This window comes from Pseudomonas sp. GW823-FHT02C02, assembly GCF_058797635.1.
Map to the genome: position 1 here is coordinate 323495 of NZ_JBXAJV010000006.1, position 16510 is coordinate 340004.

General features: G+C 60.6%; 14 protein-coding genes. 7 read left to right on the plus strand and 7 right to left on the minus strand.

The features are described from left to right. Positions 1-12 precede the first annotated feature (12 nt). Genes AC1ROI_RS13535 through AC1ROI_RS13545 form a run of 3 tightly spaced genes read left to right on the plus strand, consistent with a single transcriptional unit; the run spans position 13 to position 5993 of the window. Positions 13-2532 (plus strand): efflux RND transporter permease subunit, encoded by a 2520-nt coding sequence (locus tag AC1ROI_RS13535; protein ID WP_083376325.1) that lies wholly within the window; start codon positions 13-15, stop codon positions 2530-2532. 7 nt (positions 2533-2539) lie between these two features. Next, entirely contained in the window at positions 2540-4318 is a 1779-nt protein-coding gene (locus AC1ROI_RS13540; RefSeq protein ID WP_083376326.1) for an acyl-CoA dehydrogenase C-terminal domain-containing protein, read from the plus strand. A 31-nt stretch (positions 4319-4349) separates the two neighbouring features. Further along, positions 4350-5993, plus strand: a complete 1644-nt coding sequence (locus AC1ROI_RS13545) for a fatty acid--CoA ligase (RefSeq protein ID WP_102595413.1) — start codon at positions 4350-4352, stop codon at positions 5991-5993. A gap of 276 nt (positions 5994-6269) precedes the next feature. Here AC1ROI_RS13545 and AC1ROI_RS13550 read toward each other — a convergent pair whose 3' ends face one another. The 3 genes from AC1ROI_RS13550 to AC1ROI_RS13560 all read right to left on the minus strand — a co-directional run bounded on the left by AC1ROI_RS13550 (position 6270) and on the right by AC1ROI_RS13560 (position 7684). Beyond that, complete coding sequence (locus tag AC1ROI_RS13550) at positions 6270-6545, minus strand: hypothetical protein (RefSeq protein WP_010455793.1); 276 nt, start codon at positions 6543-6545, stop codon at positions 6270-6272. An 88-nt stretch (positions 6546-6633) separates the two neighbouring features. Continuing rightward, complete coding sequence (locus AC1ROI_RS13555; RefSeq protein WP_102595414.1) at positions 6634-7341, minus strand: metallophosphoesterase; 708 nt, start codon at positions 7339-7341, stop codon at positions 6634-6636. A 142-nt stretch (positions 7342-7483) separates the two neighbouring features. Further along, complete coding sequence (locus AC1ROI_RS13560) at positions 7484-7684, minus strand: hypothetical protein (protein ID WP_077748130.1); 201 nt, start codon at positions 7682-7684, stop codon at positions 7484-7486. A gap of 600 nt (positions 7685-8284) precedes the next feature. Between AC1ROI_RS13560 and AC1ROI_RS13565 the strand changes: the two genes are divergently transcribed. Continuing rightward, positions 8285-9511, plus strand: coding sequence for an RtcB family protein (locus AC1ROI_RS13565; protein WP_102595836.1), 1227 nt, complete (start codon positions 8285-8287; stop codon positions 9509-9511). A 56-nt stretch (positions 9512-9567) separates the two neighbouring features. Here AC1ROI_RS13565 and AC1ROI_RS13570 read toward each other — a convergent pair whose 3' ends face one another. From AC1ROI_RS13570 to AC1ROI_RS13580, 3 genes are all read right to left on the minus strand, one after another. Continuing rightward, entirely contained in the window at positions 9568-9981 is a 414-nt protein-coding gene (locus AC1ROI_RS13570; RefSeq protein WP_010455786.1) for a VOC family protein, read from the minus strand. Positions 9982-10123: 142 nt separating this feature from the next. Beyond that, complete coding sequence (locus AC1ROI_RS13575; protein ID WP_077748131.1) at positions 10124-10729, minus strand: TetR/AcrR family transcriptional regulator; 606 nt, start codon at positions 10727-10729, stop codon at positions 10124-10126. Then, complete coding sequence (locus tag AC1ROI_RS13580) at positions 10716-11567, minus strand: 3-hydroxybutyryl-CoA dehydrogenase (RefSeq protein ID WP_010455783.1); 852 nt, start codon at positions 11565-11567, stop codon at positions 10716-10718. Before AC1ROI_RS13580 ends, AC1ROI_RS13575 begins: the two co-directional genes overlap by 14 nt. A 165-nt stretch (positions 11568-11732) precedes the next feature. Here AC1ROI_RS13580 and AC1ROI_RS13585 point away from each other — a divergent pair, with 165 nt between their 5' ends. From AC1ROI_RS13585 to AC1ROI_RS13595, 3 genes are all read left to right on the plus strand, one after another. Continuing rightward, positions 11733-12746, plus strand: a complete 1014-nt coding sequence (locus AC1ROI_RS13585) for an AraC family transcriptional regulator (RefSeq protein WP_102595832.1) — start codon at positions 11733-11735, stop codon at positions 12744-12746. A 403-nt stretch (positions 12747-13149) separates the two neighbouring features. Next, a complete protein-coding gene (locus AC1ROI_RS13590) occupies positions 13150-13509 on the plus strand; it encodes a DUF6124 family protein (protein WP_102595833.1) in 360 nt (119 codons plus the stop codon). A 187-nt stretch (positions 13510-13696) separates the two neighbouring features. Next, a complete protein-coding gene (locus AC1ROI_RS13595; protein ID WP_102595834.1) occupies positions 13697-15511 on the plus strand; it encodes an ABC transporter ATP-binding protein in 1815 nt (604 codons plus the stop codon). Here AC1ROI_RS13595 and AC1ROI_RS13600 read toward each other — a convergent pair. Beyond that, positions 15483-16436: an alpha/beta hydrolase gene (locus AC1ROI_RS13600; protein ID WP_102595835.1), complete on the minus strand. Its 954-nt coding sequence runs from the start codon at positions 16434-16436 to the stop codon at positions 15483-15485. The genes AC1ROI_RS13595 and AC1ROI_RS13600 overlap by 29 nt on opposite strands. Between the last annotated feature and the right edge of the window lie 74 nt (positions 16437-16510).

Consider the following 16510-nt stretch of genomic DNA (forward strand, 5'->3'; position numbering starts at 1 on the left):
GAGAACCCAGACATGGGCAATATCAAACAAGACGCCATGCCGGTGATCCGCGATCTGCATGATTTCGACCGCGATTCCGGCAATCGGCTGGAGCGGCTGGTGTTCAACTACCGTCCGCTGTTCATGCTGTTGATGGCGCTGGCCACTCTGGTCTTCGGTTACATGGCCGCGACTCGGCTGGAGCTGCGTCCAAGTTTCGAGAAAATGATTCCGCAGAGCCAGCCCTACATCCAGAACTTCCTGGAAAACCGCCAGTCACTGCGAGGTTTGGGCAACTCGGTGCGGGTGGTGGTGGAGACCACTCAGGGCGATGTCTTCGACCCTGCTTACCTGGACGTGCTCAAACAGGTCAACGATCAATTGTTTCTCACCGAAGGCGTCGACCGCGCCTGGATGAAGTCGTTGTGGAGCCCGGCGGTGCGCTGGACCGAAGTGACGGAGGAAGGTTTCCAGGGTGGTCCGGTGATGCCCGATACCTACCAGGGCAAGCCTGAAGAAATAGAACAACTGCGCCAGAACATTTCCCGCGCCGGTATCGTCGGCAGTCTGGTGGCCAGCGACTACAAGTCGAGCATGCTGATCGTGCCGCTGCTGGACAAGGCCACGGCCAGCGGTCAGCGCATCGACTACCACGCCTTTTCGCAGATGCTTGAGGAGCAGTTGCGCGACAAGATCGAGTTTGCCGGCGACAGCGCTGCACGCAAGGCCGGGGAGGAGGGCAAGGGCCCGTACAAAGTCCGGGTGATCGGTTTCGCCAAACTGATGGGCGACCTGATCGACGGACTGATTCAAGTGATGATGTTCTTCGGCCTGGCCGTGGTCACTTCGCTGGTCATCATTTACGCCTATACACGATGCGTGCGCAGCACCCTGCTGGTGGTCGGCTGCTCGTTGATCGCTGTGGTCTGGCAACTCGGCATCGTCGCCTGGCTCGGCTATGCCATCGACCCGTATTCGGTGCTGGTGCCTTTTCTGATCTTCGCCATCGGTGTGTCCCATGCGGCGCAGAAGATGAACGGGATCATGCAAGACATCGCCCGTGGCACCCACAAACTGATCGCCGCACGCTACACCTTCCGCCGTCTGTTTATTGCCGGCGTCACGGCGCTGCTGGCCGACGCCGTCGGATTCGCGGTGCTGATGCTGATCGATATTCCGGTGATCCGGGACCTGGCGATCACCGCCAGTATCGGTGTGGCGGTGCTGATTTTCACCTCGCTATTGTTGATGCCGGTGGCGCTGTCTTATGTCGGCGTCGGCGCCAAGGCGGCCGAGCGTGCGCTGAACATCGACACGCGCGCAGAAGGGCACAAAGGCTTCGGCAAACTGTGGGACGTGCTCGACCGCTTCACCACGCGCAAATGGGCCACGGGGGCGGTATTAGTCGCGGTGCTGATGGGCATCGGCGGCTTCATGGTCAGCCTGCAACTGAAAATCGGCGATCTGCAAAGTGGCGCACCGGAGTTGCGTGCCGACTCGCGCTACAACCGTGACAACGCCTACATCACCCGCCACTACGCGCTGTCCAGCGACCTGTTCGCAGTGATGATCAAGACCGCACCGGAAGGCTGTCTGAACTACAAGACGTTGATTCTCGCCGACCGACTGGCCTGGGAGCTGCAGCAGTATCCGGGCGTGCAGGCGACGGCTTCGCTAGTGAACGCGGTGCGCCAAATCACCGCTGGCACCTATGAAGGCAACCCCAAGCTCAACAGCATCCAGCGCAATCAGGACGTGCTCAATTACGCTGCGCAGCAAGCCTCGGTCAACTCGCCGGAGTTGTTCAACACCGATTGTTCGCTGATGCCGGTGATCACCTTCCTCAAGGACCACAAGGCCGAGACGCTCGATGCCGTGGTCGGCATCGCGGAAAAATTCGCCCGGGAGAACAACAGCGAAGATCGACAGTTCCTGTTGGCGGCCGGGTCGGCCGGGATTGAGGCGGCCACCAACATTGTGGTGCGCGAGGCCAATCGCACCATGCTGTTGTACGTCTATGCGGCGGTGACGCTGTTCTGTCTGATCACCTTCCGCAGTTGGCGCGCGACCCTGGTTGCCCTGTTGCCACTGGTGCTGACGTCGATCCTCTGCGAGGCGTTGATGGTGGCCATGGGCATTGGCGTGAAGGTCGCGACCCTGCCGGTGATCGCATTGGGCGTGGGAATCGGCGTGGACTACGCGTTGTATCTGCTCAGCGTGCAACTGCATTACCAGCGCCAGGGCCTGCCGCTGTCTCAGGCTTACCGCAACGCCGTGTCGTTTACCGGACGGGTCGTGGGCCTGGTGGGCATCACCCTGGCGGCTGGCGTGGTGTGCTGGGTCTGGTCGCCGATCAAGTTCCAGGCTGACATGGGCATCCTGCTGACCTTCATGTTCCTGTGGAACATGCTGGGCGCGTTGGTGTTGATTCCTGCCCTGTCTTATTTCCTCCTTCGCGAACGAGCGCTGGAACCCGGGCCTGTTACGCAGGCCGACAACACCCCGATCTCTCAACGTCCAGGCATGCCACATGCCCTGACCACTTCCGAGTAAGCCAACGATGTCTGATTACAAAGCTCCTTTGCGCGACATGCGCTTCGTACTCAACGAGGTCTTCCAGGTGTCCCGGTTGTGGGCCAAATTGCCTGGCCTTGGCGAGGTGATCGATGAAGAAACGGCCGCTGCGATCCTTGAAGAGGCTGGCAAAATCAGTGGTGAGGTTATCGCACCGCTGAACCGCAGCAGCGACGAGCAGGGCTGCACCTGGAGCAACGGCACGGTCACGGCGCCGGACGGTTTTGTCGCGGCGTACCAGGCATTCGCCGACGGCGGTTGGGTGGGTGTTGGTGGTGATCCGCAGTTCGGTGGCATGGGCATGCCCAAGGCCATTTCGGCTCAGGTCGAGGAGATGGTCAACTCGGCCAGTCTGTCGTTCGGCCTGTACCCGATGCTGACCGCCGGTGCGTGCCTGTCGATCAATGCCCACGCCAGTCGGGAGCTCAAGGAACGCTATCTGCCGAACATGTACGCCGGCACCTGGACTGGTTCCATGTGCCTGACCGAGGCACATGCCGGCACGGACCTGGGCCTGATTCGCACCCGTGCCGAACCTCAGGCCGACGGCAGTTTCAAGATCAGCGGCAGCAAGATCTTCATCACCGGCGGCGAGCACGACCTGACCGAAAACATCATTCATCTGGTACTGGCCCGGTTACCGGATGCACCCGCCGGTCCCAAGGGGATTTCGCTGTTTCTGGTGCCCAAGGTGCTGGTCAATACCGACGGGTCGCTGGGCGAACGCAACGCGCTGTCCTGCGGTTCCATCGAGCACAAGATGGGCATCAAGGCCTCGGCCACGTGCGTGATGAACTTTGACGGGGCGACCGGCTGGATCATCGATGCGCCGAACAAGGGCCTGGCGGCGATGTTCACCATGATGAACTACGAACGTCTGGGCGTGGGTATCCAGGGGCTGGCGTTGGGTGAGCGTTCGTACCAGAACGCCGTCGAATACGCCCGTGACCGTCTGCAAAGCCGTTCGCCGACGGGCGCGCAGAACAAGGACAAAGCGGCCGATCCGATCATCGTTCACCCGGATGTACGCCGCATGCTGTTGACCATGAAGGCCTTGAACGAAGGCGGGCGGGCGTTCTCCAGCTACGTGGCGCTGCAACTCGATATCGCCAAGTACAGTGATGACGCAGCGATCCGCAGTCGCGCCCAGGAACGGGTGTCGCTGCTGACCCCGGTGGCCAAGGCATTCCTCACCGACATGGGCCTGGAAACCACCCTCCACGGTCAGCAGATCCTCGGCGGCCACGGCTATATTCGCGAGTGGGGCCAGGAGCAATTGGTGCGCGATGTGCGCATCACCCAGATCTACGAAGGCACCAATGGTATCCAGTCCCTGGACCTGGTCGGGCGCAAAATCGTCGGCAGCGACGGGGCGCTCTACCGGCTGTTCGCTTCGGAAATCCGCAACTTTACCGCCAACGCCTGCGCTGACCTCGCCGAGTTCACCCAACCGTTGAACGCCGCCCTCGACACCCTCGACGAACTGACCGCATGGCTGTTGGACCGAGCCCAGAGCAACCCGAATGAAATCGGTGCGGCGTCGGTCGAGTACCTGCATGTATTCGGCTACACCGCGTACGCCTACATGTGGGCGCGAATGGCCAAGGCTGCCATGAGCACGCATTCCAAAGACGATTTCTACGCCAGCAAACTGGCCACCGCACGCTTCTACTTCGCCCGCCTGCTGCCACGTATCCACTCGTTGAGCGCGTCGGCCAAGGCGGGCAGCGAATGCCTCTATCAATTGGATGCAGAGCAGTTCTGAGCCCACGTAAAAAGGACCGGGAACCACAACCATGATGGCGACAAAAATAATTCCGCCCGCCGACGGCGCTTATGCCTATCCCTTGCTGATCAAGCAATTGTTGCTGTCCGGCGTGCGCTACGAGCCGGGCCGGGAAATCGTGTATGCCGACAAACTGCGCTACAGCTACCAGACCCTCAACCAGCGGATCCGCCGACTGGCCAACGCCTTGACCGCTGCCGGCGTCAAGGCCGGGGATACGGTGGCCCTGCTCGACTGGGACAGCCATCGCTACCTGGAGTGCTTCTTTGCCATACCGATGATCGGCGCGGTGCTGCACACCGTGAACATCCGTCTTTCGCCGGATCAGGTGCTCTTCACCATGAACCATGCCGAGGATGACCTGGTGCTGGTGCATGATGATTTCCTGCCGCTGGTTGAACAGATTCACGGGCGGCTTGAAACCGTCAAAGGTTACCTGCAGCTCACGGACGACACAGCAACCGACACGTCGCTACCGGTGCTGGGGGAATATGAAAACCTGTTGTCCGGGGCCCCAGACCAATACGACTTTCCCGATTTCGATGAACACTCGGTGGCGACCCTTTTCTACACCACGGGCACCACTGGCGACCCTAAAGGCGTGTATTTCACCCATCGCCAACTGGTCCTGCACACCTTGAATGCCGTGGGCACTTTGGGCGTCTATCAGGGCTTGCCGCTGCTGCGCTCGGATGATGTCTACATGCCGATCACGCCGATGTTTCACGTGCATGCCTGGGGTGTGCCCTATGTTGCCACCCTGATGGGAATCAAGCAGGTGTACCCCGGTCGCTACGAACCCAACAGCCTGGTCAGGCTGTATCGGGAGGAGAAAGTCACGTTCTCCCATTGTGTGCCGACCCTTCTGCAAATGATTCTGGGCTGTGAGGAAGCGGCACACACCCGTTTTGATGGCTGGAAAATGCTCCTGGGCGGCAGCGCGCTGACCTTGGGCATTGCCAGCGAAGCGAACGCCAAAGGTATGCAGGTGCACAGCGGTTACGGCATGTCGGAAACCTGTCCATTGCTGTGCCTGACGTACCTGCGTGACGAAGACCTCGAACAATCCCCGTTAGCCCAACTGACTGCTCGTATCAAGACGGGCACGCCGGTGCCGATGGTCGACCTGAAAATCATCGACGCCAGTGGCAAAGACGTTGCCCATGACGGCGAGTCGCTGGGAGAGATCGTGGTGCGCGCGCCGTGGCTGACCCAGGGCTATTTGAAGGAACCGCAAAAGGGTGCAGAACTTTGGCGCGATGGCTGGCTGCACACCGGCGACATGGCTTCCATCGACGGGTTGGGCGGTGTGGAAATCAAGGATCGAATCAAGGACGTGATCAAGACAGGCGGGGAGTGGATCAGCTCCCTGGAGCTGGAGAGCCTGATCAGCGAGCACGCCGCCGTGATGTCGGTCGCGGTCGTGGGCATCGCCGATGAGCAATGGGGCGAACGGCCCATGGCGCTGGTGGTGTCCGAACCGGGGCAGTACCTCGACCGCAAGATCCTGGAGACGCACCTGCAAGGGTTTGTCGAGCGCGGCCGCATCAACAAATGGGCGATCCCCAAGCAGTTCAAGTTCGTCGCCGAAATCCCCAAAACCAGCGTCGGGAAGATTGACAAGAAACTCATCCGGAAAAGCGTATCGAGTTGAAAGGCGTGGCGGGTGCAACAGGTCAGCGCCTTGATTTCAGGGTTATTCGTCCTGTCACCAGGCCTGTGTTTTTGGGATATAAGCACCCTGACCAGGCGGCCCGCGCCTTGCCTGGAACTGGAGGCTGACCAACGTCGATCCGACGCGCCGTACGCAAAAAAGCCCGCCACAAAAAGTGACGGGTTTTGGGGCAATCACCGTCAGTGCCGGGATGAGCTCGCGCCGTGGGGGATGCCCTTTATCGTACTCACGCCCGTGCACCACGCGCCTGCAGGCTTACTGTTGCGGCTTCGACTTGGCTCCTTCATTCCCTGAACCACTCGAACCAGCGGCGTCTTTTTCTATCTCATGCGATTCCGCGCCGGAATTGGAACCCGATGCTTCCTCACCCTTTTTGTCAGCCTTTTCTGCATTCGACTCGCCTTGGTTGAGCCCGGGAAGTGCGCTGGGTGGGAGGGTGGCGTCTTCGGTGGTTTTCTCGGTTGCGAGCGAGTAGAGCGGGCAGATCGAGACAAGTCCGGCGAGCATGAGAGGGGCAATTTTGCTGTTCATCGTTTGCACCTGCTGTGCGAGTGGATGTACCCATTGGAAAAGCATGGAAGGTGAACGTGCCGAGGTCAGGACGAGCGGTACAGGATGCTCAAGGCACCGGCTCAAGCGTTTCGAGATTCAGTAGGGTGAAATAGCCCTCCGCCGGCCTCCATCCCGCCGTGTCGATATGAATCACATTGCCAAGCCTGACGGGCACGGGAATGGGGCTATGCCCGACCACCAGCGCACGCAGGCCCGCAACGCCCTGTGTTTCCCGCTGTTCGAGGCGGCTGCGGGACCATAGGCAGCGGTTCTGGACTTGCATCAGGCGCTGGCTGCTCTTGGGCGATTGCAGTTCGTTTCGCAGTTGAGCCCATGATGGAAACGGACAATCGGCGTGCACGATGCCGATCAGGCCCTGGGCGGTTTCGACTTCGATTGCGATTGGCAACTCGGCGAACGTCGCGGCGAATGTTTTCTGTTCGGGCAGCGACAGGTGCGTGAACCATAAGCCGCCGTTGAAGATCCAGCTATCGACGGCACAGGTATCGAAGTGAACCACGTAGTCATCATGGTTGCCGCACACGGCGTGGAACCACGGCTTGTCCAGCCAATCGAGCGCGGCGCGGCATTCCGGCCCGCGGTCAATCAGATCGCCAACACTGAACAGGCGATCGACCGAAGGGGTGAACCTGGCGGAATCCAGCGCAGCCTGCAGTCGAGTGAAGTGGCCATGGATGTCGCCAACTGCGAAATCTCGGCCGGCCGTGTTTGCGGCGAAGCGCTTCACCCGCGCCACCGCTGAGATTTCAAACATGACAGTGCCTCATCCTCCAATCGCAGGGCGAGTTCGTTGTCAGTTGAGTTTAGGCGCGTCGGCGCCAATCGTGGGCAAGGGCTTGGGTTGATTAACAGAAAAACCCGGCCATTGCGCCGGGTTTTATCGTCAGGGGACGGCGTTAGTAGCCAGCCGCCTGGGCGAGGTGGTTTTCCGGCGTCACGGTGATGAAGTGCAGTGGAACGTGCGGTTGTTCATCGCTGGTGCGGATTTCGACGCTGCCGACGATTTGAAGATGTCGCTCACTCAGTCCGGTCGACTCTTGCGCCTTTGCCATAGCCATTCTCGCGTGGTTCGCTGCGATTTCATTGAGAGTTGACACGTTACATCTCCGGGGGGACTGACCAAGCATTGATTAGAGGGCCGCCGCGTCAGAATTACGTCGTTCCGGGGCTGCCAAGACCGGCTTGTGCAATCCCTAAGCCAGAGAGGGCCGCCTGTTGTACGCCAGGTTTTCATAGGCGACGAATGGTTGTCGTGCTGCTGGGTTGTCGGCTTCAGCGCGACGGTTTAAACGCGTGGGCAGCGAGGTGATTGCCTTCGTCAAATCCACCGAGGTCTCCATCGCCAAGCTCTGAAGAGCGCGTTCGACATTCAATATCTGCGGCCTCGGCGGATGCCGTTAAGTCCACGAGCGACGAAAATCCAGTGGGAGCGAGGCTTGCCCGCGAAGCACGCACCGCGGTTTTTCAGGTATTGCGTGTCATCGTTCTTCGCGGGCAAGCCATGCTCCCACTGGTTCTGTGATCACGTTGAGGTTTTCAGGGGAATATTCGGGCGTAAGATAGAGGCGCTTCTTTCATCAGACGGTGCCCACGCACAACCTGTCGATCAAGCGGGCCAAAGCGCTCGCTGACAAGATCCTGGAAACCAGGAAATAACCAAGGAACTCAAGGGGCCGAGGCGCCACTTGTTCGAAAACATGCAAGCACCTAACTACCAACTGCTGGAAGTCGCCAACGGTAAACCGATCAAGCTCTGGACCGAAGGCGTCCCGGTCGAAAACGAAGCCAGGCAACAACTGATCAACACCGCAAAGATGCCGTTTATCTTCAAACACCTGGCGGTGATGCCTGACGTGCACCTGGGCAAAGGCTCGACCATTGGCAGTGTGATTCCGACGGTGGGTGCGATCATTCCCGCCGCTGTCGGCGTGGACATTGGCTGCGGCATGATCGCCGCGCGCACATCGCTGACCGCCGCTGACTTGCCGGATAACCTGCATGGATTGCGCTGCGCAATCGAAAAAGCCGTGCCCCATGGCCGCACAGTCGGGCGTGGCGTGCGGGACAAAGGGGCTTGGAATAGCGTTCCGAAACAGGCTGATCAGGCCTGGGCCGCACTGAACCCGCGGTTCAAGTCGATCACCGACAAATACCCGAAACTCGCCAACACCAACAATCGCGGGCACCTGGGCACGCTGGGCAGCGGTAACCACTTCATCGAGGTGTGCCTGGATGAAACCAACCGCGTCTGGTTCATGCTGCACAGCGGTTCACGCGGGGTTGGCAACGCCATCGGCAACCTGTTCATTCAACTGGCTCAGGCCGACATGCGCCAGCACCTCGCCAACCTGCCGGACCGTGATCTGGCCTATTTCGAAGAAGGCAGCCGGCATTTTGATGATTACGTCGAAGCCGTCGGTTGGGCCCAGGATTTCGCCAGACAGAACCGGGCCTTGATGATGCACGCGGTGATTCAGGCCACACGTAAAGTGATCAGCAAACCGTTTGAAGTCGCTCTGGAAGCGGTCAACTGCCACCACAACTATGTGCAGAAAGAACGGCACTTTGGCCAGGATATTCTGGTCACCCGCAAGGGCGCGGTGTCGGCGCAGAAGGGCGAGTTGGGGATCATCCCAGGCTCGATGGGCGCGAAAAGTTTCATCGTTCGCGGGCTCGGCAACGAGCAATCGTTCTGTTCCTGCAGCCACGGCGCCGGCCGCGTCATGAGCCGCACCAAAGCGAAAAGCCTGTTCACCGTCGAAGATCAGGTCCGCGCCACCGCCCACGTCGAGTGCCGCAAAGATGCATCGGTGATCGATGAAATCCCCATGGCCTACAAAAACATCGACCACGTCATGCACGCCCAGCGCGAACTGGTGGAAGTGCTGCACACCTTGCGTCAGGTGGTGTGCGTGAAGGGATAGGCGCTACTGCGCCAGCCCAACCTTTCCTGATCGGGCTGTTGGATGTCTGGAACTCGTCACTGATCCTTTTCGCAATTCACCATCCACGACACACCGAACCGGTCCACCAGCATCCCGAAGCGTGCCGCCCAGAAAGTCTCTTCCAGTGGCATTTGCACCTTGCCGTCTTCTGATAACGCGTCGAACACACGTTGCGCTTCGGCAATGCTGTCGACGTTCAGCGAGACCGAGCAACCGCTCATGTCATCCGTGGGGCGATCCGGTGTGGTGTCCGAACCCATGATCGCCTGATCACCCACGGCCAGACGGGTATGAATGATCAGGTTGTGCAAGTCGGCGGGGAAGTGTTCGCGCGCCGGGCTTTCGCCGAAGGTCATCATCATTTCGATCTGGCCTGGCAGGGCTTGCTCATAGAAGGTGAAGGCGGCTTTGCAGTCGCCGTTGAAGATGAGGTAGGGATTGATTTTCATGTTTTGCTCCCGGTAACCGTGGGTCTGGAGACCCACATGGCCTTTGAATGGACTCCAAGTAGCAAAGCGTTAGACGTGGAATCGTGCCGGGTTTGTTTAGACGTTTTTTCTATGGAAGAAGCGAGGCTTATTGCTTGAACACTCAGGCCGCCGCACGCGTGGCGGGCGATGGGCGCAGCAGACGCTCGACGGCGCCGATCACCAGGCTTTCCAGCAACTCATCGCGCTGCGCTTCCTCCAGCGGATGATGTGCCAGCCAGCCGGGGGCGCTGTTGAGCAAGTTGGCGATGGCGTGTCCGGCGGCGATCAAACCCTGTTCGCCGAGGCGGGACGGGGCGCCGAGCATCTTCAATAGCGTGCGCTCGTATTGCTCGCGCAACTGTCGAACACGCGCTTGCTGCTCGGCGTTCAGGCAGCCACTGTCGCGCTCCGCCAGGCGAAAATGCCAGGGCATTTCCCGGTGCAGATTCAAATGCGCGCGGATCAGGTTGGGCAGTTTGTCGCGTTTCGCCGAGCCTTTTTGGTCGATGCGCCCCAGGGTCGACAGCAGTTCTTCGTAGAACTCCTCGATCAGGTCGAGCAGCAAGTGCTGCTTGCTCGGGTAATGGTGATACAACGAGCCCGGGGACAGCCCCAGGCACGTTGCCAGCTCACGCATGCCGACCTGCCCGAAACCCTTGCTGGCGAACAACTCCAGCACGATGTCCCGGTACTCGGCGAAGCGCGAGCAACGCTCAGGCATAGGCATGGAAGCCACGTCCTGTCTTGCGTCCCAGGTAGCCGGCGGCGACCATTTCCTTGAGCAGTGGCGCGGGGCGGTATTTGCTGTCGTTGAAACCGTCGTAGAACGCTTCGAGAATGGCCAGCACGGTGTCCAGGCCGATCAGGTCGGCCAACGCCAGCGGACCGATCGGCTGGTTGCAGCCCAGGCGCATGCCGGCGTCGATGTCGTCGGCGCTGGCCAGGCCTTCCTGGAACACCAGAATCGCTTCGTTGATCATCGGCACCAGAATCCGGTTGACCACGAACCCCGGACGGTTGCCGGCGGTGATCGCGGTTTTGCCGAGGGTGGTGGCCATATCCAACGCCAGGGCGTGGGTCGCGTCGCTGGTTTGCAGGCCACGAATCACTTCGATCAGGCCCATCACCGGCACCGGGTTGAAGAAGTGCAGGCCGATGAAACGCTCAGGCTGGCTGACGCTGGCGGCCAGTTGAGTAATCGACAGCGACGAGGTGTTGGAGGCAATCACGCACTCGGCGCTGACCTGCGCGGCGATCTGTTGCAGCACGCGCAGTTTCAGGTCGAGGTTTTCGGTGGCGGCTTCGATCACCAGCTGCACGTTGTGCAGGCTGCTGTAATCGGTGCTGGTGCGGATCCTGGCGAGGGCGTCGAGCTTTTGCGCTTCGGTCAGGGTTTCCTTGGCAATCTGCCGGTCGAGGTTTTTGCCAACGGTGGCCAGGGCTTTTTGCAGCGCGCTCTCGGAGATGTCGATCAAGGTCACGTTGAAGCCGGCCACTGCGCAGACTTGCGCAATGCCGTTGCCCATGGTGCCCGCGCCGATCACGCCGATGTTTTGCAGATTCATGTTCCGTCCTTCCGATCAAACCCTGCGATACCTTGGCCGACGTAACGGCCGAAGGCGTACTATTGGCCGCGAGTCTAGAACCGGCAGGGCGGTTGTCCTATGCCGCAACTGTTCAACGGTGCTGGTGTTTTTTGCCAGTCGGGCGATGGGGAGAGAAGCGTTCAAATGCGGGAAAAGGACTCAGTGGCGGCCTACTTCGTGCAGGCGATGATCCATGGGCAGGGGGACAATCCGCAGCGTTCGCGAGCTGCGCTGGAAGAGGCGGGCATCGACCCGGCATTGATCGAGCAGCCGACCGCCCGCGTGCCGGCGAGCGCGTTTGCTGCGCTATGGCTGATTCAGATCCGCGAATTGAACGATGAGTTCTTCCGACTCGACTCCCACGGCATGCCACCCGGCAGCTTCGCGCTGATCTGCCGCGCCTTGATCCAGGAACCTGACCTGCACAAAGCCATGCGCCAGTGCCTGGCCAACTTCGCGCTGTTCCTGCGCGACTTTCGCGGCACCCTGACCGTGCGCGGCAAACGCGCGATCATCAGCCTGGACAGCCACGCGCAAAACGAAGATGCCAGCCGTTTCGGTGAAGAGACGTTCCTGGTGTTGATGATCAGCCTGCTGTGCTGGCTGGGCGGGCGGCGCATCCCCATCGACCGCGCAGACTTTCGCCACGAGCGCGTGTCCCTCAGCGACGACCGATTGCTCTGGGGCCCCAACCTGACCTTCGGCGCCGAACGCACCGAAATCGAATTCGCCAGCCACTACCTGCGCCTGCCGGTGGTCCAGGACCTGGCCTCACTGAAAGTGTTCCTGCGCACGGCACCGCAATGGCTGGTGATCCGCTTCCGCAACCAGCATGGCCTGGCATCACAAGTCCATCAGCGCCTGCGCAACAGCCATTACAGCCAATGGCCGACCTTGCAGGCGTTCGCCCTGGAACAACACCTGAGCCCCAGCACCTTCCGCCGCAAACTGGAGCGGGAAGGCTGTTCGTATCAGGAGATCAAGGATGAAGTGCGGCGCGGGGTGGCGTTTGAGCAGCTGCGTGAGAGCCGGGCGAGTATCAGTGACATTGCTGAGCAGCTGGGGTTTCAGGAACCGAGCGCGTTTCATCGGGCGTTCAAGAAGTGGACGGGGGAGAGTCCTGGACGGTATCGGGCGCGGTTTCAGGATTCCCAGTGAGCGTTTTGAACGGGCATTTTGTGAGCCATCTGACTCGGTTGTTTAACCATGAAACGGGGCTTGTTTAAAACCCGTCAAGGTTACGTCCTGAAAGCTACAAAACCTTGCGCCGTTGCCTACGGCTGCGCCAGAATCCGCCGGCTTGTGCGGTTTGACCCCGGACTCTATCGTTTCCCTGCCACTGCTCATCAGTGGTCGGGTTTAGTCGCCCGTTGTAGTCAAGTCGCACGATGTCTCTATCAGTCGGGAGTCCCCATCCCTGCTCCTGATGGTGGCTGTGCGCAGGGCGCCTTCGGGCGCGCCGATTTCTTGGCTCATCGGTCGACTAACCTGTGCACAGCTGCCTCCATTTCGTTTAGTCGCGAACGGGTTGCAGCCTCACTCTTAGATGAGGTTAGAGCCAATGTTCAAGGTAACACCCAACCCACCGGACACCGATCCGGTCTCTCCCTACGAACCTGATTCAAAGAAGCTCAACGAAGCCGCCGAGCGGGCACTCGATTTCCACTTCCCGTCGAATGCCGACATCAAAGCCACCCCGCGAATACGCAGCAGCCTGTTTTCCGTGGACCCCGAAGCCACGGCCGAAACGCTGGCGGTGTATCTGGTCGAGACGCTGGCCTCGGTCGATGTGATGGTCCATCAGTTGGTGGATCATCTGGAGGGGGAGTCGCGTTATGCGCTGCTGGGTATTTCCAACAGCATCATGACGGCGGAGATCACGGCGAACCGGGTATTGGATAGGATTGATCTGTCCAAGTAGGTGCGGTTTGCCGGGGTGAGTGGTAACTGATGTTTGGTATGCAGCGGTGCCTTTTTTGGGGCCGCTGCGCCACCCAGCGGGAGCAAGCTCCCTCGCCACAGTTGTTTCTCGCCTGTGGGATTTCTGGCTGAAGTACCATGACGTCTTTGTAGTGTTCAGCGACTTCCTTTGCCGAGTTCATCAATCCATGCCTGCGGCACTTTCCCGTTTCACCTCATTACTCGACCAGGCCCGGCGCGCCTTGCTGCTGGTCTGGGGCACTTCTCGCGGGCTGTTTCTCGGCCTCGTGCTGGCGACCCTGATCGCCGGTGTCCTCCCGGCGCTGGCCGCGTGGCTGGGCCAGCGCATCGTTGACGCAGTGGTTTTCGCCATGCAATTGCACGCGCAACAGGGCAGTGCGCCGTTGTGGCCGGTGGTGCGTTACGTGTTGTTCGAGGCGGGCGTGCTGGCGTTGTTGTCCGGGACGCAGCGGGCGTTGTCGGTTCAGCAGTCGTTGTTGCGGGTGCAGTTGGGGCAGAAGGTCAACACGATGATTCTGGAGAAGGCCCAGACGTTGTCGCTGGTGCAGTTCGAGAATTCCGAATTTTACGACAAGTTGGTGCGGGTGCGGCGCGAGGCGTCGACCCGGCCTTTGGCGTTGGTGATGAAGTCGCTGGGGCTGGTCCAGAACCTGATCGTGTTGATCAGCTTCGGCGTATTGCTGGTGCATTTTTCGCCTTGGGCACTGGTGTTGCTGGTGGTGGGTGCGTTGCCGGTGTTTTTCGCCGAGGCGCATTTTTCCGGGGATGCGTTCCGGCTGTTCACGCGGCGGGCGCCGGAAAGTCGGCAGCAGAACTACATCGAGACGCTGCTCTCCCACGAGGGCTACATCAAAGAGGTCAAACTGTTCGGCTTCGCGCCGCTGCTATTGAAGCGCTATCGCGAGACGTTTGCTCGCCTGTATGCCGAAGACCGGCGGCTGACCTTGCGCCGCGATGGCTGGGGATTTGTGCTGGGGTTGCTCGGCACGGGGGCGTTTTACCTCGCCTATGCGTGGGTGGTGGTCGATACCGTCCACGGCCAGATCAGCCTCGGGCAGATGACCATGTACCTGGTGCTGTTCAAGCAGGGGCAAACGGCGGTGAGCAACAGTTTGAGCGCCATCAGCGGCCTCTACGAGGATGGACTTTACCTGTCGAGCCTCTACGAATACCTCGCCGAGCCGGTGGTGGCCGATGCCGGGCATCTCACGGTGGGCGCCGTGCCCGGCGATGGTTTGCGATTCGAGAACGTTGGTTTTCGTTATCCGGGGGCGAGCCGCGCGGCCCTTGAAGGCATCGACTTGCACCTGGTGCCGGGGCGCAGCCTGGCGCTGGTGGGGGAGAACGGTTCGGGCAAGACCACGCTGATCAAGTTGCTGACCCGTCTGTATCGCCCCAATCACGGGCGCATTCTGCTCGACGGCAGCGATTTGCAGGCCTGGGAAGAAGACGCGCTGCGCCGGCGCATCGGCGTGATTTTTCAGGATTACATCCGCTATCAGTTTTCCGTCGGCGAGAACATCGGCGTCGGCGACACGCTGGCGTTCAACGATGAGCAACGCTGGAAAGAAGCGGCCACCGAAGGCATGGCCGCGCCGTTCATCGAGGGGCTGGATCGAGGCTACGCCACTCAACTGGGCCGCTGGTTTGCCGGTGGCCAGGAGTTGTCCGGGGGGCAGTGGCAGAAGATTGCCTTGTCCCGCGCTTACATGCGCCGTAACGCCGACATCCTGATTCTGGACGAGCCGACCTCGGCACTCGACCCGGCAGCGGAAGCGGCGGTGTTCGAGCATTTCAGCCAGCACACCGAAGGCCGCATGACGCTGCTGATCTCGCACCGGTTTTCCAGCGTGCGCAATGCCGACCACATCATCGTGCTGGATCAGGGGGCGATCCTTGAGCGCGGCGATCACGCCAGTCTGGTGGCGGCGGGCGGGCGTTATGCGCAGTTGTTCAACCTGCAAGCCCGGGGTTACCGCTAGGCCCGGCGATCTGCGGTGGTTTTGCTTTCATCAGACTTTCGAGTGCCTGGCGGTATTGGCTGCCACCCCGGCTCATGCTGTTGTTGTGCGTGCCGCCGGGGATCAACAGCAGACGCTTGGGTTCGCTGGCGGCGTTGAACAGCTGCTGGCTGAACCGCGAGGGCATGAACGGGTCGGCCAGGCCATGCACCACGAGGAGCGGCATGTCGATGTCGACGATCTTGTCGATGGAATCGAATTTCTGCGACAGCAGCCAGCGCACCGGCAACCATTTCACCGGCAGGTTGCTGTCGGCCACTTGCGCCACGGCATCGCCTAGCGAGGTGAACGTGGACTCGATCACCAGACCGCGCACCGGTATCGGGTTGCGTTGTTTTTTCGCCTGCGCCGCCAGGTCTGCCGCGAGGTCGATGGCCACCGCGCCGCCCAGTGAATGGCCATAGATCAGGCGCTTGTTGGCGTCCGGTTGCATCGTCTTGAAGCGCTCCCAGGCGACGCGGGCGTCCTCGTAGACACTGGCTTCCGACGGCAGGTCCCCCTTGCTCTGGCCGAAGCCGCGGTAGTCGATGGCCAGAACCGAATAACCCATCGCCCGCAACTGCTCGATGCGGAACGCCTGGCCCGTCAGGTTCCAGCGCACGCCATGCAAATACAGGATCGACGGTGCATCGCGACGCGCGGCCGGCCACCACCAGGCATGCAGGTTTTGCCCGGCCTTGAAGCTGGCAGGCTTGATATCGAATTCCTGGACGTCTGTTGGCAAACCGCGATACCAGCCGGCGGTGCCCGGCTCGATGCGGAACAACAGCTCACGCTCTTTGTATTTAAGTGCGCCGCACCCGACGGGCAAGCCGACGACCAGCGTGGCCATGCACAGCCAGGGCAGCCAGCGGCGGCTTATGCGGCTCATCAGGTTTGAAAACATGCAGGCGGCCTGAGGGTGAAAAGGAAAGTTCGGGTTTCAACAGATGCGTGGGGGAGGTGGGGATAAATTCGACA

Bases quoted from the DNA above. Each gene is read 5' to 3' on its own strand.
- AC1ROI_RS13575 (WP_077748131.1), bottom strand. From the start codon at position 10,729: ATGCCTATGCCTGAGCGTTGCTCGCGCTTCGCCGAGTACCGGGACATC.
- AC1ROI_RS13585 (WP_102595832.1), top strand. From the start codon at position 11,733: ATGCGGGAAAAGGACTCAGTGGCGGCCTACTTCGTGCAGGCGATGATC.
- AC1ROI_RS13580 (WP_010455783.1), bottom strand. From the start codon at position 11,567: ATGAATCTGCAAAACATCGGCGTGATCGGCGCGGGCACCATGGGCAAC.
- AC1ROI_RS13570 (WP_010455786.1), bottom strand. From the start codon at position 9,981: ATGAAAATCAATCCCTACCTCATCTTCAACGGCGACTGCAAAGCCGCC.
- AC1ROI_RS13590 (WP_102595833.1), top strand. From the start codon at position 13,150: ATGTTCAAGGTAACACCCAACCCACCGGACACCGATCCGGTCTCTCCC.
- AC1ROI_RS13555 (WP_102595414.1), bottom strand. From the start codon at position 7,341: ATGTTTGAAATCTCAGCGGTGGCGCGGGTGAAGCGCTTCGCCGCAAAC.
- AC1ROI_RS13545 (WP_102595413.1), top strand. From the start codon at position 4,350: ATGATGGCGACAAAAATAATTCCGCCCGCCGACGGCGCTTATGCCTAT.
- AC1ROI_RS13550 (WP_010455793.1), bottom strand. From the start codon at position 6,545: ATGAACAGCAAAATTGCCCCTCTCATGCTCGCCGGACTTGTCTCGATC.
- AC1ROI_RS13595 (WP_102595834.1), top strand. From the start codon at position 13,697: ATGCCTGCGGCACTTTCCCGTTTCACCTCATTACTCGACCAGGCCCGG.
- AC1ROI_RS13565 (WP_102595836.1), top strand. From the start codon at position 8,285: ATGCAAGCACCTAACTACCAACTGCTGGAAGTCGCCAACGGTAAACCG.
- AC1ROI_RS13535 (WP_083376325.1), top strand. From the start codon at position 13: ATGGGCAATATCAAACAAGACGCCATGCCGGTGATCCGCGATCTGCAT.
- AC1ROI_RS13540 (WP_083376326.1), top strand. From the start codon at position 2,540: ATGTCTGATTACAAAGCTCCTTTGCGCGACATGCGCTTCGTACTCAAC.
- AC1ROI_RS13600 (WP_102595835.1), bottom strand. From the start codon at position 16,436: ATGTTTTCAAACCTGATGAGCCGCATAAGCCGCCGCTGGCTGCCCTGG.